Source organism: Kribbella sp. NPDC026611 (assembly GCF_040638345.1).
Taxonomy (GTDB): domain Bacteria; phylum Actinomycetota; class Actinomycetes; order Propionibacteriales; family Kribbellaceae; genus Kribbella.
The window spans coordinates 106,695-128,041 of sequence record NZ_JBEZYC010000012.1; the positions used below are offsets into that span (position 1 = coordinate 106,695).

At 69.5% G+C, this 21,347-nt stretch carries 19 protein-coding genes; 7 read left to right on the forward strand and 12 right to left on the reverse strand.

Going from position 1 to position 21,347, the window contains the following annotated elements; genetic code table 11:
- The first annotated feature begins 44 nt into the window (after positions 1–44).
- From AB0E69_RS36500 to AB0E69_RS36515, 4 genes are all read left to right on the forward strand, one after another.
- Positions 45–410 carry a response regulator transcription factor gene (locus tag AB0E69_RS36500; RefSeq protein WP_360157237.1) on the forward strand — a complete coding sequence of 122 codons (366 nt, stop codon included), beginning with the start codon at positions 45–47 and terminating at the stop codon, positions 408–410.
- Positions 407–2,158, forward strand: coding sequence for a histidine kinase (locus AB0E69_RS36505; RefSeq protein WP_360157240.1), 1,752 nt, complete (start codon positions 407–409; stop codon positions 2,156–2,158). Before AB0E69_RS36500 ends, AB0E69_RS36505 begins: the two co-directional genes overlap by 4 nt.
- Entirely contained in the window at positions 2,146–2,799 is a 654-nt protein-coding gene (locus tag AB0E69_RS36510) for a response regulator transcription factor (RefSeq protein ID WP_360157243.1), read from the forward strand. The genes AB0E69_RS36505 and AB0E69_RS36510 overlap by 13 nt, the downstream gene beginning before the upstream one ends.
- Positions 2,800–3,008: 209 nt before the next feature.
- Positions 3,009–4,157, forward strand: a complete 1,149-nt coding sequence (locus AB0E69_RS36515) for an alanine--tRNA ligase-related protein (protein WP_360157245.1) — start codon at positions 3,009–3,011, stop codon at positions 4,155–4,157.
- Here the strand turns inward: AB0E69_RS36515 and AB0E69_RS36520 are convergent, their stop codons facing one another.
- The 3 genes from AB0E69_RS36520 to AB0E69_RS36530 are packed head-to-tail and all read right to left on the reverse strand — an operon-like array spanning position 4,158 to position 6,841.
- A complete protein-coding gene (locus AB0E69_RS36520; RefSeq protein ID WP_360157248.1) occupies positions 4,158–5,126 on the reverse strand; it encodes a DMT family transporter in 969 nt (322 codons plus the stop codon).
- Positions 5,127–5,171: 45 nt separating this feature from the next.
- Positions 5,172–5,837, reverse strand: a complete 666-nt coding sequence (locus AB0E69_RS36525) for a hypothetical protein (protein WP_360157251.1) — start codon at positions 5,835–5,837, stop codon at positions 5,172–5,174.
- A 26-nt stretch (positions 5,838–5,863) separates the two neighbouring features.
- A complete protein-coding gene (locus AB0E69_RS36530; protein WP_360157254.1) occupies positions 5,864–6,841 on the reverse strand; it encodes a DUF5937 family protein in 978 nt (325 codons plus the stop codon).
- Positions 6,842–6,908: 67 nt separating this feature from the next.
- On the opposite strand from AB0E69_RS36530, the gene AB0E69_RS36535 reads away from it, so the two are divergent.
- Positions 6,909–8,111 carry an MFS transporter gene (locus tag AB0E69_RS36535; protein WP_360157257.1) on the forward strand — a complete coding sequence of 401 codons (1,203 nt, stop codon included), beginning with the start codon at positions 6,909–6,911 and terminating at the stop codon, positions 8,109–8,111.
- On the opposite strand, the gene AB0E69_RS36540 is transcribed toward AB0E69_RS36535, so the two are convergent.
- On the reverse strand, positions 8,071–8,820 hold the full coding sequence (locus AB0E69_RS36540) for an SDR family oxidoreductase (RefSeq protein WP_360157260.1): 750 nt from the start codon (positions 8,818–8,820) through the stop codon (positions 8,071–8,073). The two genes, AB0E69_RS36535 and AB0E69_RS36540, sit on opposite strands and share 41 nt — an antisense overlap.
- A 70-nt stretch (positions 8,821–8,890) precedes the next feature.
- On the opposite strand from AB0E69_RS36540, the gene AB0E69_RS36545 reads away from it, so the two are divergent.
- Positions 8,891–9,769: a LysR family transcriptional regulator gene (locus tag AB0E69_RS36545; RefSeq protein WP_360157263.1), complete on the forward strand. Its 879-nt coding sequence runs from the start codon at positions 8,891–8,893 to the stop codon at positions 9,767–9,769.
- On the opposite strand, the gene AB0E69_RS36550 is transcribed toward AB0E69_RS36545, so the two are convergent.
- The 3 genes from AB0E69_RS36550 to AB0E69_RS36560 all read right to left on the reverse strand — a co-directional run bounded on the left by AB0E69_RS36550 (position 9,735) and on the right by AB0E69_RS36560 (position 13,169).
- Positions 9,735–10,718 (reverse strand): LacI family DNA-binding transcriptional regulator, encoded by a 984-nt coding sequence (locus tag AB0E69_RS36550; protein ID WP_360157266.1) that lies wholly within the window; start codon positions 10,716–10,718, stop codon positions 9,735–9,737. The genes AB0E69_RS36545 and AB0E69_RS36550 overlap by 35 nt on opposite strands.
- Before the next feature lie 10 nt (positions 10,719–10,728).
- Positions 10,729–12,435, reverse strand: coding sequence for a glycoside hydrolase family 36 protein (locus AB0E69_RS36555; protein ID WP_360157675.1), 1,707 nt, complete (start codon positions 12,433–12,435; stop codon positions 10,729–10,731).
- Between the two features lie 311 nt (positions 12,436–12,746).
- Complete coding sequence (locus AB0E69_RS36560) at positions 12,747–13,169, reverse strand: STAS domain-containing protein (RefSeq protein WP_360157269.1); 423 nt, start codon at positions 13,167–13,169, stop codon at positions 12,747–12,749.
- 143 nt (positions 13,170–13,312) lie between these two features.
- Between AB0E69_RS36560 and AB0E69_RS36565 the strand changes: the two genes are divergently transcribed.
- Positions 13,313–14,212 (forward strand): hydroxymethylglutaryl-CoA lyase, encoded by a 900-nt coding sequence (locus tag AB0E69_RS36565; protein ID WP_360157272.1) that lies wholly within the window; start codon positions 13,313–13,315, stop codon positions 14,210–14,212.
- A 59-nt stretch (positions 14,213–14,271) separates the two neighbouring features.
- Here AB0E69_RS36565 and AB0E69_RS36570 read toward each other — a convergent pair whose 3' ends face one another.
- The 5 genes from AB0E69_RS36570 to AB0E69_RS36590 all read right to left on the reverse strand — a co-directional run bounded on the left by AB0E69_RS36570 (position 14,272) and on the right by AB0E69_RS36590 (position 21,281).
- Positions 14,272–14,907, reverse strand: a complete 636-nt coding sequence (locus tag AB0E69_RS36570; protein WP_360157275.1) for a response regulator transcription factor — start codon at positions 14,905–14,907, stop codon at positions 14,272–14,274.
- On the reverse strand, positions 14,897–16,138 hold the full coding sequence (locus tag AB0E69_RS36575) for a sensor histidine kinase (RefSeq protein WP_360157278.1): 1,242 nt from the start codon (positions 16,136–16,138) through the stop codon (positions 14,897–14,899). Before AB0E69_RS36575 ends, AB0E69_RS36570 begins: the two co-directional genes overlap by 11 nt.
- Before the next feature lie 4 nt (positions 16,139–16,142).
- On the reverse strand, positions 16,143–16,904 hold the full coding sequence (locus AB0E69_RS36580) for an ABC transporter permease (RefSeq protein WP_360157281.1): 762 nt from the start codon (positions 16,902–16,904) through the stop codon (positions 16,143–16,145).
- Entirely contained in the window at positions 16,901–17,821 is a 921-nt protein-coding gene (locus AB0E69_RS36585; protein ID WP_360157284.1) for an ABC transporter ATP-binding protein, read from the reverse strand. The genes AB0E69_RS36580 and AB0E69_RS36585 overlap by 4 nt, the downstream gene beginning before the upstream one ends.
- Before the next feature lie 112 nt (positions 17,822–17,933).
- On the reverse strand, positions 17,934–21,281 hold the full coding sequence (locus AB0E69_RS36590) for a S8 family serine peptidase (protein WP_360157287.1): 3,348 nt from the start codon (positions 21,279–21,281) through the stop codon (positions 17,934–17,936).
- Positions 21,282–21,347: the final 66 nt, after the last annotated feature.

A 21,347-nucleotide genomic window follows, 5' to 3' on the forward strand; every position in this document is an offset into this window, starting at 1 on the left:
AGGCCCTGATTGACGGCCCGCAGGGCTGCCCCGAGGATGTGGAGATGGGGGCGGCCCGGATCCTGATCGTGGACGACTACGTCCTGTTCCGGAGTTCGGCCCGGCGGATGCTGGAGGCGCAGGGGTTCGACGTGATCGGCGAGTCCGGCGACGGCCGGTCGGCGATCGCCGCGGTCCGGGCGCTGCGCCCCGACGTGGTGCTGCTCGACGTCCAGTTGCCCGACCTGGACGGATTCGAGGTGGCACGGCTGCTGGCGAAGGAGCCGGATCCACCGGCCGTGATCCTGACTTCCATCCGGGACGCCGCCGACTACCGCGGCCGGTTGCCGGACACTCCGGCCCGCGGCTTCATCCCGAAGGCCGAGCTCTCCGGCCCGGCGATCAGCCACCTCCTCGGGACCGGCCGATGAGGCGCGGGATCACAGCGGTCACAGCGGTCGCGGCGGTCGCCGCGGTGGCCGGAGGCGTCGCGTGCCTGTGGTTGTGGAATGCGGGGGAGAGCACCTGGCACTGGGCGGTACTTCCCTGGCTGTACCTCGTGGCCGGTCTGATCGCGTGGACGCGGCGGCCGCGGAACCGCATCGGCGCGCTGCTGGTCCTGACCGGCGTGGCGTACCTGATGTTTCTCTTCGACGGCACCCGGATCCCGCTGCTGTGGACGATCGGCGTGGCGTTCGAGCTCGCCCTGCTACCAGCGCTCGCGCTGCTCCTGCTGTCGTTCCCCACCGGACGGTTGATGAAGAGCTGGGAGCGTTGGGCCGTGCTGGTGGCCTTCGTGGCCATGCTGTGCTGGACGACGATTCCTACCCTGCGCGTGGAACCGTTGGAGATCGGTTGCGGGGACTGTCCGCCGGATCTCAACCTGATCCACGCGGGTCCGCGGGCGGTCGAGCTGATCGACCGGGTCTACGCGCAGTTCCCGTCCCGCGTCTACTTCATGGTGCCGATGTTCGCCGGTCTCGCCGCGGTCTGTCTGTGGCGGTGGTGGACCGCCAGCAGGCCGCTGCGGCGGATCTCGGCGCCGGTCGTGATCGCCGCCGTACCTCTGCTGCTGGCCCAGAGCGTTCTGATCATCCTCAATGCGTTGAGGTTCTACGACACACATCCGGAGCTCCTCGCTACGGTGCGGCTGGTCTCGACGTACGCCGGTCTCGCGCATCCGGTCGCGATCCTGGCCGGGCTGTCCCTCGCATGGACGCGGCAGGCCCGGATCGGTGCACTGGTGACCGAGCTGGCTGATCATTCCCGGCTGGACCTGGTGGAGGAGGCGGTGGCACGGGTGCTCGGCGACCCGTCGCTGACGATCGGCCGGTGGGACGCCGCGACGCAGCGCTACCTGACGGCGTCCGGCGATTCGCTGTCCGCGCGCCCCGGCCAGTCGACGACGTACTTCGAGCACGACAGCGGCCCGATGGTTGCCGTCGTCCACGACGACGCATTGCTGGACGACGCGGAGCTGCTCAGCTCGGCCGGTGCGGCCGCACGGATGGCCGTCGACAACGACCGGCTGCGGGCCGAGCTGAACGCCCAACTGGCCGAGGTACGGGCGTCCAGGTCCAGGATTGTGGTTGCCGCTGACAACGAGCGTCGGCGGATCGAGCGCGACCTGCACGACGGTGCCCAGCAACGGCTGGTCTCGTTGGCCCTCGACGCGCGGATGGCGGCGGCGAAACTCGCGGACGACGGGGACCCGGCGGTCGCCGGATCCGTCGCGGCCATTGCCGACGGGTTGACCACGGCGCTGGCCGAGCTTCGCGAGCTGGCTCGCGGGATCCACCCGTCGATTCTCGTCGACGAAGGCCTGGAACCGGCCCTGCGCTCGCTGACCGAGCGGTCCGCGGTCCCGGTCCGGCTGCTCGCCGTACCGTCCGAGCGGATCGAGCCGGCGATCGAGGCGGTGGCGTACTTCGTCGTGTCGGAAGCCCTCGCCAACGCCGCCAAGCACGCGGCGGCGACCGAGGTCTGCGTCGCGGTCCGGCATTCGGCCGGGTGGCTGCTCGTGGAGATCCGGGACGACGGCAAGGGCGGCGCCGATCCGGAGGGGTCCGGGCTCCGCGGTCTGGCCGACCGCGTCGCCGCGGTCGACGGCCGACTGGTCGTCGACAGTCCACCAGGCCGTGGCACCACCGTCCGGGCGGAGATCCCATGCGGCTGGTGATCGCCGAGGACTCGGTGCTGTTCCGCGAAGGCATGGTTCGGTTGCTCACCGAGGCCGGGTTCGAGGTCGTGGGCCAGGCCGGCGACGCCGACGAGCTCCGGGCGCTCGTGGATCGGTACCGGCCAGAGGTGGCGATCGTGGACATCCGGATGCCGCCCGGCTACGGCAAGGAGGGGCTGACCGCCGCGCAGGAGATCCGTGCCCGCTACGCCGGCACCTCGGTTCTCGTGCTGTCGCAGTACGTCGAGCCGCAGTACGCGCTGACGCTGCTCTCCAGCGGCGCCACCGGGACCGGCTACCTGCTGAAGGACCGTGTGGTCCAGTTGGCCGACTTCACCGACGCGGTACGGCGGGTCGGTCGGGGTGACCTTGTCATCGATCCCGCGGTGGTCGAGCAGATCCTCGGCCGGCCACGAAGCCCGGTCGAGCGACTCTCCAACCGCGAACGCGACGTGCTCGAGCTGATGGCGCAGGGCCGGTCGAACCAGTCGATCAGGGACTCGCTGGTGCTGAGCCAGAAGACCGTCGAGGCGCACGTGCGCTCGATCTTCGTCAAGTTCGGACTGCCGCCGGCGCCTGATGACCACCGCCGCGTCTGCGCGGTGCTGATGTTCCTGCGCGCGGCGGACGGCTGGGCGTAAAGGTGCTGGACAGCCGGCGCGTTGGGTCGTGTACTGTGGGCGACATGCATCCGATGGTCCGACTTACCGCAGCCGTACGAGCTTTCTGCTCGCCGGCTGCCGCTGCCTGACCTTCGAAACTTCCACCGGCGACCGGAAACGGTTCGCCGGTGTTGTCGTTTCTGCAGCCTGGTGGTCGGTTCCGGTCCTCACGTCAAAGGACACGAACCATGACCATCAGCAGGACGTTCATCGACTTCTTCCTCGACCGCGGCCACGTTCCGACGACCGGGTCCACGCTCATCCCGCGGCTCGGTGATCCGGTGCTATTCACGACCTCGGGGATGCATCCGCTCACGCCGTACCTGGAAGGCGAACCTCATCCACTGGGACGACGACTCGTGGGCATCCAGCGATGCCTGCGCACCACGGACCTCGACGAAGTGGGCGATTCGACCCACCTGACCGTGTTCGAGATGCTCGGCTCGTGGTCGCTCGGCGACTACGGCAGCAGCCAGACGCTTCGCTGGGGTTACGAGCTGCTGACCACACGGTTCGGCATCGACCCGACGCAGCTCTACGTGACCGTGTTCGGCGGCGACGACCAGGTGCCGCTCGACCAGGAGTCGCTGCAGACCTGGCAGGAGCTCGGCGTGCCGATCGAGCTGACCACCGACGACAACTGGTGGTCGAACGGCCCGACCGGTCCGTGCGGTCCGGACTCGGAGATCTTCGTCTGGACCGGCCACGGCGAGCCCGAGGGTACGCCGACCACCGACGACCGCTGGATCGAGGTGTGGAACCACGTGATGATGCGGTACCGCCGCCTCGACGACGGCTCGCTGGAGCCGATGCAGCAGAACGTCGATACCGGCCTTGGGCTCGAGCGGCTGACGATGTTGCTCGAGGGCAAGGACTCCGTGTTCGAGACCTCGCTGTTCGAGCCGTGGATGCGGATCGTGCCGAAGCTGTGGAACCTGGACGAGCGGTCCCGGCGGATCGTGATCGACCACCTGCGGTCGAGCATCGTGATCGTCGGCGACGGTGTGCACCCGTCGAACACCGGACGCGGCTACGTGCTCCGCCGGCTGATCAGGCGGATGCTCACGATCCTGTGGCGCGACGACGAGTCCCGCTCGCTGTCCGACCTGCCGATCGAGCTGTTCGAGCACACGCTGAACCACTTCCACCAGGGCGAGACGGTGACGCTGATCCGGCGGATCCTGATCGACGAGGAGATCCGGTTCAGCAATCTGCTCGACCGTGGCCGGAAGGTGCTGAGCCACGAGCGCTTCCACAAGTCGCTCGACGAGACCGACTACGAGTACCTGCACGACACCCACGGCCTGCCACGCGAGCTCGTCGACTCGCTGCGGTGATCAGATGGGCTCCAGCACGTCGGTGCGGGGAGTGTCGCTGTCCGGGACCTCCGGGGGAGCGACCTTCCCGACCGACGCCTGGGCCACGAACGCTCCGATCAGCACGATCGCGCCGCCGATGATCTGGTTCGTTTTCAGCGTCTCGCCGAGCAGGATCAGGGCGAAGATGCATGCCGCCACGACCTCGACGTACGCGACCGCGCCGCCGATCGCGGCCGACAGGCGCTGGACCGCCGCGGCACCGGCGAGGTAGGCAACGACGGTGCTGACCACGATCAGCCAGGCCGCCAGCAACCAACCGGGCGCGTACCGGTGCCCGATCGCGACCGTCTCGATCAGCACGTGCCACGGGACGGTCCACGGCGAGGCGATCAGCGTGAGGACGACAGCGCCGACCAAGCTGCCGACCGCGGTCATCACCAGCGGGTCCGCGGCGCCGGTCAGCTTGTCGATCAGGATGAAGTACGTCGCCTGGCACGCGGCGGCGCCGAGCCCGGCGAGCAGCCCGATCAGGTCGATCCGCAACCCGGACCAGATCTCGGCCACGGTCGCGAGCCCGACCACCGCGATGCTCACCCCGACGGCGGCTGAGCGCGGTACGGCGACCTTCTGGCCGAACTTGAGCCACAGCACGACCAGGACCGGCCCGGAGAACTCGAGCATCAGGGCCACGCCGACCGGCAGCCGGCTGGCAGCGACGAAGAACAGGGTCTGGCACCCGGCGATCCCGGTCAGGCCGTACAGCACCAGCGACTTCCACGAGGCGCGGGCCGCCCGGAGTCCCGCCGTACCCCGGAACGCGAGCATCAACGGGACAAGCAGGGCGGCGGCGCCGAGAATACGGATCCACGCCGCCTGTTCGGGTGTGAAACCGGCCCCGATCAGCGCCTTGGCGAACGGTCCCGAGCCGCCGAACGTGATCGCGGAGAAGACCGCGAACCCCAACCCCACCGACTTCGTGCTGTACATGGGCATAACGCTCTCATGCTCATTACACGGCTGTCGAGGGAGATCTCACAGTACGTTCACCGCCCGGGCAGCGATCACCGCGATGGTCAGCAGCGAGACCCCGGACTGGATGCCCATCAGCGTCTTCACCCGCGCGGTCAGCGGCATCGTGTCGGTCGGGCTGAAGGCGGTCGCGGCGGTGAACGAGACGAACAGGTAGTCGGTGAACCCGGGGAGCCAGCCCTGCCAGCCCTCGAGGTCGACCGTCATCTGCGGGAACAGCAGATCGGCCCGCTCGGCCTCGCGCTCGTGCTCCGGCGCGCGGGCGAACGGCCCGCCGCGGTCGACCTCCCAGTACCAGACCGCGAACGCGACCACGTTCGTCACCCAGATCAGCACCGCGCCCTTCACCAGGACGGAGCCCTGGTTGGCGTCGCCGTGGTTGAGGAAGTAGATCAGGCCGCCGAGGTAGAACATGTTGGCGAGCACCAGGACGGCCAGCAGGACGAGCTCGACCCAGCGCAGCCACGGCTCGTCGCGCTGGAGATGGAACGGGTTCATCCAGACCAGCGGGAGCAGGAGCAGCAGACCGAGGGTCGGCATCAGCCAGCGCGGCAGGCCGTTGATCTGGGTCGGTACCAGGAGCTGCAGGACCAGGACCGCGACCACCGCCAGTGACGCGGGCCATCGCCGGGTGTGCCGCATCCTGGACGCCTTCGAGGCCTTCTTCACTCCAGCATTCTCACGCGTCGACGTGCTCAGCTGACGGAGGCGTCGACCACGGCCTGTCCCACCTCAGTACGGCGGTAGTGGACCCGGTGGCCGGTGCGGCGCCGGTTGGCGAGGCCGGCGTCCGCGAGAGCGGACAGGTGCTCCGCGACCGTGGCGAGGGCCAGGCCGTGGTCCGTGGCCAGGGCGCTGGTGGTGGCTGGTGGGTCCAGTGCGACCAGGAGGGTGGCGCGGGTCCGGCCGAGGAGGCGGGCCAGGCTATCTGGCGGAGCGGGTGCGTCGGACCAGAGGCGGGCGGCGCCGCGGGCCGGGTAGACGAGGGTCGGGTGGTAGGCCTGGTCGGTGACGATGACGAGGTGCGGCCAGGCGAAGACGCCGGGGATGAGCAGCAGGCCTTGACCGGTGAGGTCGCGGTCCTCGGCGCGCAGTCGGGAGGCGATCAGCCGGTCGTCCTCCCAGGTCAGTGACGGGTGCAGGTCGTCGAACAGGCCGGCCAGACCGTCGTCGGTGAGCTGCTGCCCGCGGTAGGCGATGTCGTCCTCGAGCAAGCGGCTGATCCGTGGCCAGTCAGGGCGGATGAGCGTCTCCCAGGCGGCTTCGATCGCGTTCGCGAGCCGGTCGCGGATACCGGCGACGTCGTCGAGCATCCGGTTGATGATCGGCGCAGCGGGATTGGCCATTTCGTCGCGCGACTGGATGAGCTCCGCGCGTACCCGATCGAGCGGCGTACTCCGGACTCTGGCGATCTCGGTGGCGAACTTGGCGCGTGAAGCCTTCGGCGGTGGGGTCAGGAAGTCCGGTGTGTAGCCGGTCCGCGGCTGCAGCGCCTTCAACTCGCGCAGCTCGAGCCGCGCGATCGCGTCCTGCTTGCTGTCGACCCAGTCCTGGTAGAGCGGCCGGTGTCGGGACCCGTTCACCACCCGCACCGCCGACATCGTCTCCCACAACGGCGACACCCCGAACCGGCACCGCAACGCGTCCGCCTGGGTGAACCGCAGGACACTCATCCGACAGAACTTTCGGTCACAACCAAAACTCTACGCTTGCGTGGCCCCGGCAGTGCAGGCTCACCGCGTGAGTTCCTACGGAGCCGTCCTCGAGCGCCCAGGTATGCGCAGCGTCTTTGCCGCGCACACCGTCTCCATGCTCGGGACGGTGGCGGCTCAGGTTGCCTTGTCGATCCTCATCTTCGAGCGGACCGGGTCGCCGTTGCTGTCGGCGCTTGTGCTGGTGTGCTCGTTCTTGCCCTATGCAATAGGTGGCGTGCTGCTGTCGTCCGTCGCGGATCGGTTCCCGGCGCGGCGGGTGCTGGTGGGGTGTGATGTTCTGAGCGCGGCCTGTGTCGGCGGGATGCTGATACCGGGGATGCCGGTGGGTGGCCTCCTCGGGTTGCTGGCCGCGATCGGGATGATTGCGCCGATCTTCGCCGGTGCCCGGGCCGCGAGCCTGGCTCATCTGCTGCCGCCCGACCTGTTCCCGGTCGGACGTTCGTTGCTGCGGGCAATCAGTCAGCTGGCGGTGCTGACCGGCTTCGCGCTGGGCGGGATCGCGGTCGCAGCGATCGGCGCCAGGAGCCTGTTGATTGCCGAGGTGGTCACCTTCCTCGCTTCGGCGCTGCTGATCGGCACGGGTACGCCGTACACGCCGCCGGGGGAGCGGAAGAGCAACGCTGTCCGCGACTCCTGGTCCGGCCTGCAACTCCTGTTCAGCAACGCGAAACTGCGCAACCTGATCCTGCTCACCTGGGTCGCCCCGGCCTTCTCGTCCGCCCCCGACGGACTCGCGGTCGCCTACACGGCTCAGCTGGGAGTGGCCGCTGCTCTGGCCGGCGCGCTCTTCACCGGTTACGCGACCGGCTCAGTGCTCGGCGAGCTCGTCGTCGCACGGTTTCCCCCTTCCGTGCGACGACGGCTCGTCGTCCCGTTCCTGCTCACCAGCCAGCTCCCGGCGATCGCGTTCGTGACCGAGCCCGCCATCCCGGTCGCGGTCTGCCTGCTCGCGATCTCCGGTGCGGGCTACGCGTTCAACCAGGGCATCGACCCGCTGATCCTGGACGCGGTGGAACCGGCGTACCGCGGCCGGCTCTTCACCGTCCAGACCAGCGGCCTGATGGCGATCCAGGGCGTCGGCATCGCGGTCGCCGGCGTGGTCGGCTCCTTCGTCCGGCCCAACCTGACCATCGCGGGCGCGGGCCTCCTCGGTACGGCGACGACACTGCTCATCGCCCGGCAGGCACTCACCAAGGCGCCACGTCAGCCAGTGACTCAGGGCCTCTGAAGACGCCGGTCGGCCCGTCGACCGGCAGCATCGCCAACGCCACCGGCACGACCGCTCCGTCAGCCGTCGTCCGGGATCCGCGCGGTACGGCGGCTTGCGTGTTGAGGTCGGTCGGCACCAGCCCGGGCGTGGCTGCGTTCACCTTGATGCCGTCCGCCCGTAGCGCGCTCGCGTACACCAGCGTCAAAGCGTTCAGCGCCGCCTTTGACGAGCTGTAGGCGAGGAGACCCTGCGTCGCCAGCCGTCCGTCGAGCTCGGACAGGAGGTTCACCGAGCCCAGCCCGCTGGACATGTTCACGATCCGCGCGTTCGGTGACCGCCGAAGCAGCGGTACGAACGCATGGGTCGCCGTCACCACGCCGAACACGTTCACCTCATATGCCGCTCGCACTTGGTCGGCCGTGATGTCCGCGACCGACGTACCCCACTCCGCGACGATCCCGGCGTTGTTCACCAGCACGTCCAGCCGGCCCGCGTCCGCCTCGACCTGCTTGGCTGCCGCGTCCACGGACGCCACGTCCGTCACGTCGAGCTGCACGAACCGTACGTCGAGCCCGTCAGCTGCCAGCTCCTGCGCCGCCGCGGAGCCCAACTCCGGGTTCCGCGCCGCGAGGTACACCGTCAATCCGCGGGTCGCCAGCTGGCGGACGATCTCGCGGCCGATTCCCTTGTTTCCGCCCGTCACCAGGGCGACTTCATTCGTGGTCATGACCCCAGTCCAGCGCGCGACCACCGCACCGGACCAACACCGATCGGGTGGTCCGCCATACCCTGGAGGTATGCCGGAACCCGAGATCCGCGAGCTGCGGTACTTCCGCGCGGTCGCCGAGGACCTGAACATCACCCGCGCCGCCGACCGCCTCGGCATCGCCCAGCCGCCGCTGTCCCGCGCCATGCGCCAGCTCGAGCACCGGCTCGGCGTGCCGTTGTTCGACCGGTCCGGACAGCGGCTCGCGCTGACCTCAGCTGGAGAGACGCTACTCAAGGAGTCCGGTCCGGTTCTTGACGCGCTCGACTCCGCGGTACGGCGGACGCAGCGGGCTGGGCAGGAGATCGACGAACTGGTGGTGACGGCGAAGCCCGGGGTGGCGACCGAGCTGCTGCATCACGTCGTTGCCGAGCTGAACGACCCGAGGATCCACGTGGTGGTGAGCGGGTTCGGGGAGCAGGCCGACATGGTGCGGGACGGGCGGGCGGAGGTGGCGCTTGTGAGCCGGCCGTTTGACGACCGTGGACTGGAAGAGGAGTTGCTGTACATGGAGCCCCGCGTGGCAGCGCTGCCGGCCGGGCACGAGCTGGCCGAACGTGAGGTGCTGTCGGCCGAGGACCTGGCTGGGATCCCGGCGCCGCGGTGGAGCCGGGCTCATGGTGCCGAGCGCAACTATTGGGCGGCGCGGCCGGACGACTCGGTGGACGGGCCGATGGTGCAGGACTCGTCGCAGCTGCTGGAGGTGGTCGCGTTCGGGCAGGCAGTCGCGCTGGTGCCGCGGTCGATGGCCGAGCGGAACATCCGGCCCGATGTCGTCTACCGCCCGGTGACCGACGTGGAGCCCTACCAGATGCTCGTGGTCTGGCCGGCGGGCAGCCGGTCAGCCGCGGTCGCGGCCTTCGTCGAGGCGGCGGTCAGGCACTCGAGCGGACCACCAGCGGCGCGGTGACCAGCGTGCCCGGCGCGTCCGGTTCGCCGGCGATCTCGCGCAACGCCCGGTCGAACAGGCGGGTCGCGATATCCCGCAGCGGGATCCGGGCTGTCGTCAGCGGCGTGTCCAGCATGCTCGCGAACGGGAAGTCGTTGAACCCGGTGACCGCGACGTCCTCGCCGACCCGGACCCCGCGCTGCAGCAGCGCGCGCATCGCGACCACGGCGTACGCGTCGTTGTCGGCAACGAAGGCATCCGGGAGTTCGGTCGTCGCGACGTACGCCGCAACGGCCTCCATCGAGTCGAAGGACTGTACGGTCGTCGCCGCAAACTCACGCACGAAGCCGTCCTGCCGCTGGTGGACCCACGGCAGCGGGCTGTCCGTGGCCAGGTAGATCGCGCGCGACCGACCGGTCGACGTCAGGTGCTGGGCGATCCCGGCCATCGACGTCTCGTTGTCCACGTCCACCCAGCACTGACGTTGCTGTGCGGCCGTCCGCCCGAATGCGACGAACGGGAACCGCCGTCGGCTGAGGAACTCGATCCGCTCGTCGTGCGGCATCGTCTCCAGCACGACCAGTGCGTCGACCTGCTGCGCCGCGATCAGCTTCTCGTACAGGTCGATCTCGGTCGCGCCCTCGGTCGGCGTCGTCACGTGCACGCCGTACCCCGACTTGGCCGCTGCGTTGACCAGACCGCCGAGCAGGCCATGCAGGAATCCGCCGAGGCCCGGGTTTTCCTCGTCCTCGAAGTACAGCGGCAGACCGATCACCTGGCTGCGGCCGGACGACAGCGCCCGCGCGGCGTGGTTCGGGGTGTACCCGAGCTCCTTGATCGCGGCGCGGACCGTCTGGACGGTCGGTGGGCTGACCCGATGCGGCGCGTTCAGGACGTTCGACACGGTCATCGCCGACACGCCGGCCAGCCGGGCCACGTCCGCGACCGTTGTCCGCTTCTGCTGAGCCAAACCCGTCCCCCTAGTTCTGCACGATGCGAGCTACCCCGCCGATCGGTACGTCGACCGTCCAGAGCGCAGGCGGTGTCGTCGTACTCCGTGACACCTCCACGCCGGTGCAGTCCGACACTACGAGGTCGACGGACCCACCGTCCGCACCCTCCACGAAGATCCGGCCGTCGGCGCCGCCGTTCACGACCAGCGTGCAGGGGTCCTCCAGCCGCACGACCGGGTTGGTGAACACGGCGACCACGGTCTCGGCCGTCCCGACCGCACGGACCTGCGTGTATCGCGCATCCGGCCGCGACGGCAGCAGTACGCCGTCTAGCAGCACGTCGGCGTGGTCGTGCAGGAACGCCATCCAGTACCGCACCACCTCGTCGTGCTCGGGCGACAAAGCGTCCAGCTTCATCGACACCTGCGGCGTACTGAACATCGCACCGATGAACTGCTGGGCTACGTTCTCCACCGACGCCGTGGGATGCCACATCAGCATGTCCGAGTGCACCGCGCGGTCACCGGCGAGCAGTCGGCAGTCGATCGTGCGGACCCGGTTCTCGACCGGGTCGAGCGCGCAGTCGCCCGCCCGCAGGAACGTCCCGAACTGCCAGAGCCGCGGATTCACGTAGTCCTGCCGGAACTCGATCAGGACGTCGGACCGCAGCCGGCGCAGCTCGTCGGTCACCGCCTGCAGCAGCCGCTCGACCCCTTCGTCGACCGACTCACAGTCACCGCCGGGCGCCTCGGGAACATTGTCCCGGGCCCAGGAGTCGATGAAGTCGATCTTCAGACCGTCGACTCCCCAGTCCCGGACGGGCCGAATGCACGACTCCAGCAGGTGTTCGCGGACGTCGGCGTACCTCGGGTCGAGGACGGCCACCTCCTCGTCGGCGGCGCCGAGGGTGTGGCCCTCGAGCCGGTCCCATGCCTTGGAGCGGGCGCCGATGAGCGGGGGAGCGATCCACAGCACGTACTTCAGGCCCAGGTCGTGCACGCGGCGGACGTGGCCGGCCATGTCGGGGAACGTCTCGCTGGTCGGCTCCCAGTCACCGCAGTACCGGTAGCCGCGGGCGGTGCTGTCGGTCTGCCAACCGTCGTCGACGATCACCGCCTCACACCCGTACGCCGCTGCCGCCCGCGCGTGCCGCTCCACGGACTCGGCCGACACGTGCTGGTGGTCGGTGTACCAGGTCGAGTACATCGCCGCCCGCGCAAGCCGCGGCACCACCGCCACGCGCTCACCCAGCTCGCTCGTCCAGGTCGCTGTCACCTGCCGCAACGCCTCGGAGAAGTGCTGGGTCCGCAGATCGATCCGGAGAGTAAAGCCTTCGCCCTCGACATCCGTCACCGTCAGCTCGACCAGCTGCTCCGCGCTCTCCTCGTTCACCCCGACCGCAAAATCGCAGCCACGAACGTTTGAAGACAACGAGACCGTGATGATGGCCCGGTCCTGTCCATCCACCAGCGAAGCCACGGGAGCCGAGCGAACGGAGCGGATGTCGCGGTGCGAGCCCCAGTCCGTGGGGAGCTGGCGCTGCGAACTGAGAGTCGCCCGCCACAGGGTAACCGCCCCCTCACCCGGCCACGCCCACCGCAACGTCACCGGCCCGCCGTCGGAGACCACGTCGTACAGCAGCAGACCAGAGGCCTCAGGCCGAGCAGTCACCGACCGGGCGCCGGTGGCCGTCGCAGTCCGGAGCACCTCGCCGACGCGGATGTCAAAGGTCATCACGCCCAGGACTATAGCGGTAAAACCAGCCCACCATAAGCCATTGTCTGAATTGGTCTACCACTCTAACGAAAAGAAAAGACAGGAGATTTCGAGGTGGCGGCCGGCCTAGCGTTCGGCTCGGCCTACCTCCTCGCTGGCATCAGGCACGCGCCGGCTAACCCAAGGTATGGTCATGCAATGCCTCTGGCCGTGTGCCTGCCGACCTTCAGTTGCGAGCCAACCTGGCCACGCAGCGAACTACTCTATATTTCTTTTCTTTGTTTCTTTCTTTGATCTGTTCTTGTTCTTTCTTTTTCTTCTGCTGCTTTTTACAGGTGGCCGGTTACTGCGGGGCGGTAGGCGGGGAGGGCTTCTTTGAGGGTGGGGTAGTGGTCCAGGGGGTGGATGGTTCGGGTGGCTCGGATCAGGTCGCCCAGCCATTGGCCGGCGCCTGAGGTGCGGAGCCAGCCGCCGTGTTCGATGGCGAGGTTGTGGGCGGTGGCGAGGACGTCGAGGCCGGCGGCCTCCATCCGGGTGACTCGGCGCAGGTCGACCACGAGGCGCGGGAGCTTGGTGGTGATCACGTGGTGCAGTTCGCCGGAGAACGTCGGCAGCGTGCCGACGTCGATCGCGCCGGCGACGCGGATGACCGCGCAGTCGCCGACGGCGCTCCAGCTGAACACGAACGGCCCGCTCACATCCACCGGCCGGCGGGCGGAGCTGACCACTTGAGGTTTAGGCGCAGGCTTCATGGAGCACAGGTACCCCCGCCGCAATCGGATTACTCAGGACATTTCACCGATCCGCAACGTGATGCCGGCGGCAGGTGTTTGAGGGTGGGGTACGCCGAGGCCATGGGCGAAAGTACGGCGACCGACCACGTCGCGGACGAGCGGTGAGCGTCACGTCCGTCGAGCTCGTGGAGCTGGCTCCGCGCGACGGCCTGCAGAACGAGGACGCCGTACTCACCACCGAGGCCAAGGTCGAGTTGGTCGAGCGGGCGGTCCGGGCCGGCACGAAGCGGATCGAGGTGACGAGCTTCGTCGACCCACGCCGGGTGCCGCAGCTCGCCGACGCCGACGAGCTGATGAGCGCGCTGCCGCGGTACGACGACGTACGGTACGCCGGCCTGGTGATGAACCAGCGCGGTCTCGAACGGGCACTGGCCGGCGGAGTCGACGAGATCGACATCCTGGTAGTCGCCACCGACACCCTTTGCCAACGCAACCAGGGGATGACCACCGCCGAGGCCTGCGCGACCGCGGCCGGCTTGGTCGCCGAGGCCAAAGCGGCCGGCGTCTTCACCACGATCACCGTCGGCGCGTCCTTCGGCTGCCCGTTCGAGGGCGAAGTACCGACGCCCCGGCTGGGCGAAGTACTGCGGCAAGTCGTTGCCTCAGGCCCCGACGAGCTGGCCCTCGCGGACACTGTCGGCGTCGCGGTCCCCACTGAGATCACCGAACGAGCTGCCCTGGCACGCAAAGTGGCCGGTCCGGAGCTCCCGCTCAGGCTTCACCTGCACGACACCCGGAACACGGCCGCGGCGAACGCCATGGCGGCGCTGACGGCGGGCATCACCACCCTGGACACGAGCATCGGCGGCGCCGGCGGATGCGCGTCCGCGCCTGCCGGGACCCGCAACCTCGCGACCGAGGACCTGCTCTATCTCCTGGACCGCATGGGCTGGTCCACCACTCTCGACCTGCAGGAGACCATCGCGAACGCCGCCTGGCTGGAGAAGCAGCTGGCCCGAAGCCTCCCCAGCTCACTCCTCCGCGCCGGCCCCTTCCCCTGACCGGTCAGTCCCCGACAGGTCAGCCCCGCGCCAAAAGTCAGGTCAGCCACGCACCAAAGTCAGTCGCGCCCGAGGATGCCCTGTTCGTAGCCCTTGGCAACGGCCGCGGCCCGGTCGTTCACGCCGAGCTTCGTGAACACATGGCTGAGATGCGTCTTCACGGTCGCCTCGCTGATGAACAGCTCCCGGGCGATGTCGCGGTTCGACGTACCCTTCGCCACCAGGGCAAGGACCTCGCGCTCCCGGGCGGCCAACGGGCTCGGCGCCGGCTCCCGGACCGCGGTCACCAACCGTGACGCGACAGCCGGGGACAGGACGGTCCGCCCAGCAGCGGCCTCCCGGACGGCGGTGAACAGCTCGTCGCGGGGAGCGTCCTTCAGCAGGTAGCCCGTCGCACCGGCCTCGATCGCGGGCAACGTGTCGGTGTCGGTGTCCCAGGTCGTCAGCACGAGCACGCGCGACCGGCTCCCACGTTTCGTGAGCTCGGTGATCGCATCCAACCCGTTGCCACCCGGCATTCGCAGATCCATCAGGATCACGTCGGGATCGAGCTCGTCCGCCAGCTGTACGGCGGCCACGCCGTCGGCCGCCTCGCCGAGGACCGTGAAACCGGGCACCGACTCGAACATGCCACGGAGGCCGTTCCGGACGACTGGGTGGTCGTCGACCAGGATCAGCGAGATGTCAGCGCTCATAGAGCACCAACGGTACGCGAGCAGAGACCGCGGTCCCGAGGCCTGGCTCGGCCTCGATGGTCAGCGAACCGGCGATGCGTTCGGCCCGGGCGCGCATCCCGTCCAGGCCGAAGCCGCCGGTGCCGGTCCGGGCGGGCAGTGTCATCGGGTCGAAGCCCTTTCCGTCGTCGCGGATGTCCAAGGTGACCTCGTCGTCCATGAAGCTCAGCGTGACCCCGACGCGGGTCGCGGACGCATGTTTGGACACGTTCGCGAGCGCCTCCTGGGTGATCCGGAGCAGCGTGCCGGAGACCTCGCCGTGCAGGTGCTGCGCCGTACCGGTCCGGGTGAACTGTGCGGCGACGCCCGTCCGGTCGGCCCACTGGTCGACGGTCCGCTGGATCACGTCCGGCAGTCCGTCGTTCGACAGGCCGGCCGGCGCGAGGTTCTGGACCGAGCGGCGCGCCTCGCCCAGGCTGTACCGGGCCAGGTCGGTGGCGCGGTCCAGGTATTCCTGCGTGGTGGCCCGCTCGCCGGTGATCGCCTGGAGTTGCGCGATGATGCCGGTCAGGCCCTGCGCGATCGTGTCGTGGATCTCGGCCGCCAGCCGGCGGCGCTCGTCCGCGATCCCGGCTTCCCGGGCCTGCACCAGGAGCTGCGCCTGCAGCGCGGCGTTCTCGTCGTGGGCCTGCTGGAGCTCGAGGATCGTGGCCGCCCGCTCACGGGAGCGTTGCTCCTCCTGCTCGGCGAAGTGCGTGACCAACGTGAGCATCACATTGTTGGCCGCCAGCAGTACGACGAACACGATCCAGCGCATCCCCGCGGTCACCGGGATGCCGGCGGTCTGCGCGCCGGCAACCGGGATGGAGCAGGCGAACAGCGCGACCCGCCGCCGGCGACGCCCGGCGATCAGTTCCTCGGTGTCGAAGTACCCGGCGACGGCGAAGAACGAGAAGAACGGGTTCACCGCCGTCAACGCGAAGCCGAGCAGGTATCGCACGACGAAGTACGCATGCGAGTGGCGGCTCGGACCGCGTTCGGTGCGGTCACCCCACCAGAGCTGGAGCGCGAGCGCGGCGCCAACGCCGATCGCGATCGCGATCTGCTGCGGCCGGGCCGGCGTAATCAGCTTCGCCGTCGCGACGGACAGCACGAGGCCGATGGTCAGCAGGCCGTACGGCACCCACCGGCGGAACGCCTTCTTCCGCCGGTCGATCGTCGCCTCGGCCGTCACCACGGCTCCAGTTTGCACGGTGTCACTCCCAGCGGAACCAGCGCGCCGCTCCGACCGAGAGCGCGAGCGCCCAGGCCGCGACCACACCGAGGTGCGCCCAGGAGGGCCAGTCACCGGCGGACGCCTGGTCGAGGGCCCTGGCCGCGGCCCCGAACGGCGTCAGGACGACGATGCGCGCCATCACGTCCGGCATCGCCTTCACCGGGATCCACAGCCCGGCGCAGAACATGCTCGGGAAGAAGATCGCCGTACCGATCGCCGACGCGATCTTCGCCGTCGGGGCAAGCGCGGTGACCAGGGCGCCGAGCGAGAGGGCCGCGGTGGCCGTCAGCAGCAGCGCCAGCGCGTAGCCGAACGCCTGCCGGGGGAGGGCCACGTCGAAGGCGAGCCGGCCGATCGTCAAGCAGACCAGGACCGAGATCAGCGCCGCGGCGCCGTTCAGGCCGATCTGCGCGGACAGCAGAGCGGACGGCCGGACGGGCGTCGCCGACATCCGCCGCAGGATGCCGCGTTCGCGGTACCCGGTGATCGTCGACGGCATCGTCTGCAGCCCGATCATCACCAGCGCGATCAGGACCAGCACCGGGACGTACAGGTCGATCAGGCGAACGCCGCCGAGGCCGTCGTCGGGCTTCCGGAACGACGGGATCCTGCCCAGGATCACCAGCAGGATCGGCGGGAAGGCGAGGACCCAGAAGAGGCTGCCGGGTTCGCGCCGGAACAGCCTCGCCTCAGCGCGCAGGACGGCGAAGTACGGCGTCGTGGTCGGTACGGCGGTGCTCATCGGGAGGCTCCAGTCAGGTCGAGGAAGGCGTCGTCCAGCGTGGCGTCGGAGACGCGGAGCTGGTGCGCGGTGATGCGGTTGCGGGCGAGCAGCGAGAGCACCGCGGTGACCGTGTCGTCGGTCCCGCTGAGGGTGACCCGGCCGTCCTTGTGCTCGACCGAGGCGAGCGCGGGGAGTGCGGCCACCTCGTGGTCGTCGAGGGGTGCCGACGGCGTGAACGAGATGATGGTGGCGCCGGCGGTCCGGCTGATCAGCCCCTGCGGGGTGTCGAGCGCGGTGATCCGGCCCTGGTCGATCACGGCGATCCGGTCGCAGAGGCGTTGCGCCTCCTCCATGAAGTGCGTGACCAGCAGGACGGTGACGCCGTTGGCACGGACGTCCTCGACGATCTCCCAGGTGTCCCGCCGGGCGCGCGGGTCGAGCCCGGTCGTCAGCTCGTCGAGCACAACGACACGCGGGTTGCCGATCAGCGCGAGCGCGATGAACAGGCGCTGCTGCTGGCCGCCACTGAGCTTCCCGAACCGCGTGTCCAGCTGAGCGACCAGGCCGAGGCGTTCGGCGAGCGGCCGCCAGTCGGCCGGGTGCGGGTAGAAGGCGGAGTACAGCTCGAGCGCTTCGCGGACCGTGAGTTTGGCCTGGAGCTGGCTCTCCTGGAGCTGGGCCCCGAGCACCTGCGTGACCGCGGCGTGGTCGGCGACCGGGTCGAGACCGGCGATCCGGATCTTGCCGCTGTCCGGGGTGCGGAGGCCCTCGATGCACTCGACGGTGGTGGTCTTGCCGGCGCCGTTCGGGCCGAGGATGCCGAAGATCTCGCCCTCGGCGACGCTGAACGACAGGTCGTCGACGACGGTCCGGCCGCCGTACGACTTGCGCAGGTTGGTGACTTCGATGACCGGTGCGGTCGGGCTCGGGATCATGCCTCGAGCTTCGCGGACGACGTACCCCGGCCACATCGCCCGACGAGCTCGACCCGGCATCAGCCGATTGGCTGATGCCGGGCCGCTACTCAGGGTGCCGCTGGTTGAGGTGCTAGTTGACCGTGATCCTGTCGACCTCGATCGTGACGCCCTTGACGAGTGGTGTCGAGGTGCCGGTCGTCACCGTGCCGACGCCCTTCTGCACACCCTTGATGTTCATCGAGTACGTCAGCGAACCACCCGGTGCACCCGGCGTCGACTTGACCACCAGGTCCTCGGTCGGTGTGCCGCTGATCTGGCTGCCGGCCGAACCGTCGAAGTTCTCCGCACCGACCGTGAGGCCGTAGCCGGCCGGCGGGGCGGCGGGGAGGTTCCCCGGGTCATAGGTGTAGCTGATGTCCTCGGCGCCGTTGGTGCCGATCCACTGCTGGAACGTGCGCTGGCTGGTGGTGCCGTACACGTTCACGTGCCACTCGATGACGATCCAGGCGTTCACGCCGTCGGTCAGGCTGCCGACCCGGACACCCTCGGCGCCGGTGCCGTCCAGGTCCGTCCAGAACGGTGCGAGCACGTTGTTCGGCCGGGCCGGGTTGGGCAGACTCTGCGGTGTGGGCTGTACGTCGTTGCCGGCCGCGCCGCCGGCGACCGTGTAGCCGTCGGAGACCACGCCGATCGACGTGTAGGTCTGCCCGGCGTACACGAACGCGGGAACGGTGAAGTTCAGCGCTTGCTCGTCACCGATCGGGGTCGCTGGGATGCCGAACTGGCTCAACGGCAGGTAGCCCGCCGGCGTGCTGCCCGGTGCGATCACTGGTTTGTCCGGCTGACGCCCGGCCAGGGTCTTGGTCGTCGTCGCGATCTGCGAGCCGACCTTGGTCGCTCCCGTCACGCTGTTGAGCCGCAGCTGCGAGCTCAGCGTGCTGACCGCGGTCACGTCGGTGGTCTGCAGGCTGTTGTTCTGCACGGTCACGGTGCAGGTCGACTGACCGGTGTTCCGCGCGATGGTGGACGGCGCACAGGTCTGGTCGATCGGCACGATGCCCTCCTGGCGGAAGAACGCCACCGGCAGGTGCAGGGCCCGGCTGCCGCCGATCTGCTTCAGGTTGACCTGCCCGAAGTACTGGCCGTCGGGTACGTCGGGCGCGCTGATCGCGATGGTCAGCTTCTGCGACTTGCCCGGCTTCACCTGGAACACCGGTGGTAGCACGCTGATGTTCGCGCCGTTGACCGTCGTACCGCTCGCGTTGAAGAGGAGCGTCTGGTTGGTGACGTTGGTGACCGTCCGCTGGGCCGTGATCAGGCCCGGCATGGTCGGCGCGTTCACCGACGGCAGGTTCAGGTCGATCCGGTTGAGTACGTCGGCGGCCGCGAGCGCGTAGTTGGCTGCCGACTCGTCCATGGTCAGACCGGGGTCGCCGGCCTTGGTGAGGTCGATCCGGCCGCCGCCGTCGTCGAACGGGTCGGCCGGGGTGACGCGGTCCGGCTTCGTCACCGCGGTCTTCGCCGTGGTCTCGAGCGCGGACTTGACCTGGCCCGGCGTCCACGACGGGTGCAGGGCGAAGACCAGTGCGGCGGCGCCGGCCACGTGCGGCGACGACATCGACGTACCGGCGATCACCTGGAAGTAGTTCCCGGGCGGCCCTTCGGCCGGGGACTCCGGCGTCGGGGTGAGCCCGGCCATGATCTGCAGTCCGGGTGCGGTGACGTCCGGCTTGAGGAAGTCACCACCGGGGCCACGTGACGAGAAGTACGTCATCACGTCGCCCTGCCAGGTGGTCTTGGCGCCCTGGGTGAACGAGGCGGTGATGCCGGGGTGCCCGGCGACGAAGCCCAGCAGGGTGTCGGAGTCCGGCTTCTCCAGCTGTACGGCGGGCAGCCAGTGGTTGTCCGTGAACACGTCGAACGGCGCCGCGTTGTACATCAGCATGCCGACCGCGCCGCCCTGCCGGACGTTGAAGCCCTTCATGACCCGGCCGGAGCTGAACTGGCACAGGACGATCTTGCCGCTGAAGATCCCCGGCGGCGCCGCGTGACTGCACAGCGGGTCGCTGTACGGCGCCGCCGCTGCGGAGACGACCGGAGCCGGCCCGGTGCCGGCGGTGATCGACGCGCCGGAGACGGTCGCGGTCGCGCCGTCGGTGGAGTTCAGCGTCACGGTCGAGCGGAAGGTCCGATCCTGAGTCGACGCCGCGACCGTGGTCACCCACGGGCTGCGGTGGTCGGTGGTGTTCGCGCCCGGACCGGAGTTGCCCGCGGACGCGGCCACGAACACGCCGGCCGCGTACGCGTCCAGGAAGGCGAGCTCGACCGGGTCGCTGTACGGGTCGCTGCCGCCGGAGATCGAGAAGTTGATCACCCGGACGCCGTCCAGGATCGCCTGCGCGACGGCTGCGGCCGAGTCGCTCGGGTAGCAGCCAGCTGCGCCGCAGACCTTGTACACCGAGACCTCGGCGGCCGGGGCGATGCCGAGGACTGAGCCCCGGTCGATGCCCAGCGGGTTCGCGTGCGCGACGGCGCCGCCGGCCGAGGTCGACGCGGTGTGCGTGCCATGCCCGTTGGAGTCCCGCGCGCTGTTGCCGTACACCTCGCCGCCGACGACCGCGTTGTACGTGTCGAGGAAGGGCGCGCCGCCGATCAGCTTCCGGTTGCACTGGAAGACGTCGGTTGCCGGGGTCAGCGGGTTGTCACCGAAGTTGCAGGTCCGCGGCGTGCCGTCGGCCTTGGCGGCCGGTGCGGGCAGGTTGCCCGGGTCGGCGAACGACGGGTGCTCCGGCCAGACGCCGCTGTCCAGGATGCCGACGATGACGCCCTTGCCCGAGTTGGCTGAGCCGCCGAGCTGGTTGTAGATCGTCGGGGCGCCGATGAAGGTGCCGCTGGAGTCGGTGAGCAGGTGCTGCGGGTTGTCCTGCTGGACCGCGGCCACACCGGGCAGCTTGAGCAGGTCGCGGGCCTTGTTCGCCGGCACGGTGAGCGCGATACCGCCGTACACGGTGCGCAGCCGCTGGCCGGCCTTGGCGCTCGGGACCTTGGCCCGCAGCGCGGAGAGGAAGTCGTTCTCGACGCCGGCGATGTGCTGGAGGTACTTCGCCGAGTTCGCGTTCTTCAGGTCCAGGCGCTTATGGGTGACCGACGGGCTGGTGCCGGGCAGGCCCTTGAGGCCGCCGCGGTACGCCGCCACCGCGTCGTAGTCGAGCTTGACGACGACCCGGACCTGTTGGGCCGAGGTGCTGTTGACGAGGGCCGGGTCGCTCTGGGCGAGCTGGCCGCTCGGGGACTTCGCGCCGTTGACCGAGCTGGACACCGTCAGGGGCGACGCGGTCCAGGGGCGGCCGTTGGGCGCGGTGGGGGACGTGCCGGCGGATGCGCTGAGCATGGGCAGCATCGCGGCGACGAGGAGGCCGGCGGATACGCCGGCCGTGATGGTGCGTCGGGTGGATCGTCGGTGGATCGGTGACCGCATGTGGTGCCTCCCGTGAAGGCGGATGACGCCGTCACACAAGGAGGTGCACACGGGACCTCAGAACAC

Excerpts from the sequence above, each read along its gene's own strand:
- AB0E69_RS36540 (WP_360157260.1), bottom strand. The coding sequence starts at position 8,820 with ATGACCACGAATGAAGTCGCCCTGGTGACGGGCGGAAACAAGGGAATC.
- AB0E69_RS36570 (WP_360157275.1), bottom strand. The coding sequence starts at position 14,907 with ATGAGCGCTGACATCTCGCTGATCCTGGTCGACGACCACCCAGTCGTC.
- AB0E69_RS36520 (WP_360157248.1), bottom strand. The coding sequence starts at position 5,126 with ATGTACAGCACGAAGTCGGTGGGGTTGGGGTTCGCGGTCTTCTCCGCG.
- AB0E69_RS36530 (WP_360157254.1), bottom strand. The coding sequence starts at position 6,841 with ATGAGTGTCCTGCGGTTCACCCAGGCGGACGCGTTGCGGTGCCGGTTC.
- AB0E69_RS36515 (WP_360157245.1), top strand. The coding sequence starts at position 3,009 with ATGACCATCAGCAGGACGTTCATCGACTTCTTCCTCGACCGCGGCCAC.
- AB0E69_RS36555 (WP_360157675.1), bottom strand. The coding sequence starts at position 12,435 with ATGACCTTTGACATCCGCGTCGGCGAGGTGCTCCGGACTGCGACGGCC.
- AB0E69_RS36500 (WP_360157237.1), top strand. The coding sequence starts at position 45 with ATGGGGGCGGCCCGGATCCTGATCGTGGACGACTACGTCCTGTTCCGG.
- AB0E69_RS36580 (WP_360157281.1), bottom strand. The coding sequence starts at position 16,904 with ATGAGCACCGCCGTACCGACCACGACGCCGTACTTCGCCGTCCTGCGC.
- AB0E69_RS36545 (WP_360157263.1), top strand. The coding sequence starts at position 8,891 with ATGCCGGAACCCGAGATCCGCGAGCTGCGGTACTTCCGCGCGGTCGCC.
- AB0E69_RS36510 (WP_360157243.1), top strand. The coding sequence starts at position 2,146 with ATGCGGCTGGTGATCGCCGAGGACTCGGTGCTGTTCCGCGAAGGCATG.
- AB0E69_RS36505 (WP_360157240.1), top strand. The coding sequence starts at position 407 with ATGAGGCGCGGGATCACAGCGGTCACAGCGGTCGCGGCGGTCGCCGCG.
- AB0E69_RS36585 (WP_360157284.1), bottom strand. The coding sequence starts at position 17,821 with ATGATCCCGAGCCCGACCGCACCGGTCATCGAAGTCACCAACCTGCGC.
- AB0E69_RS36560 (WP_360157269.1), bottom strand. The coding sequence starts at position 13,169 with ATGAAGCCTGCGCCTAAACCTCAAGTGGTCAGCTCCGCCCGCCGGCCG.
- AB0E69_RS36590 (WP_360157287.1), bottom strand. The coding sequence starts at position 21,281 with ATGCGGTCACCGATCCACCGACGATCCACCCGACGCACCATCACGGCC.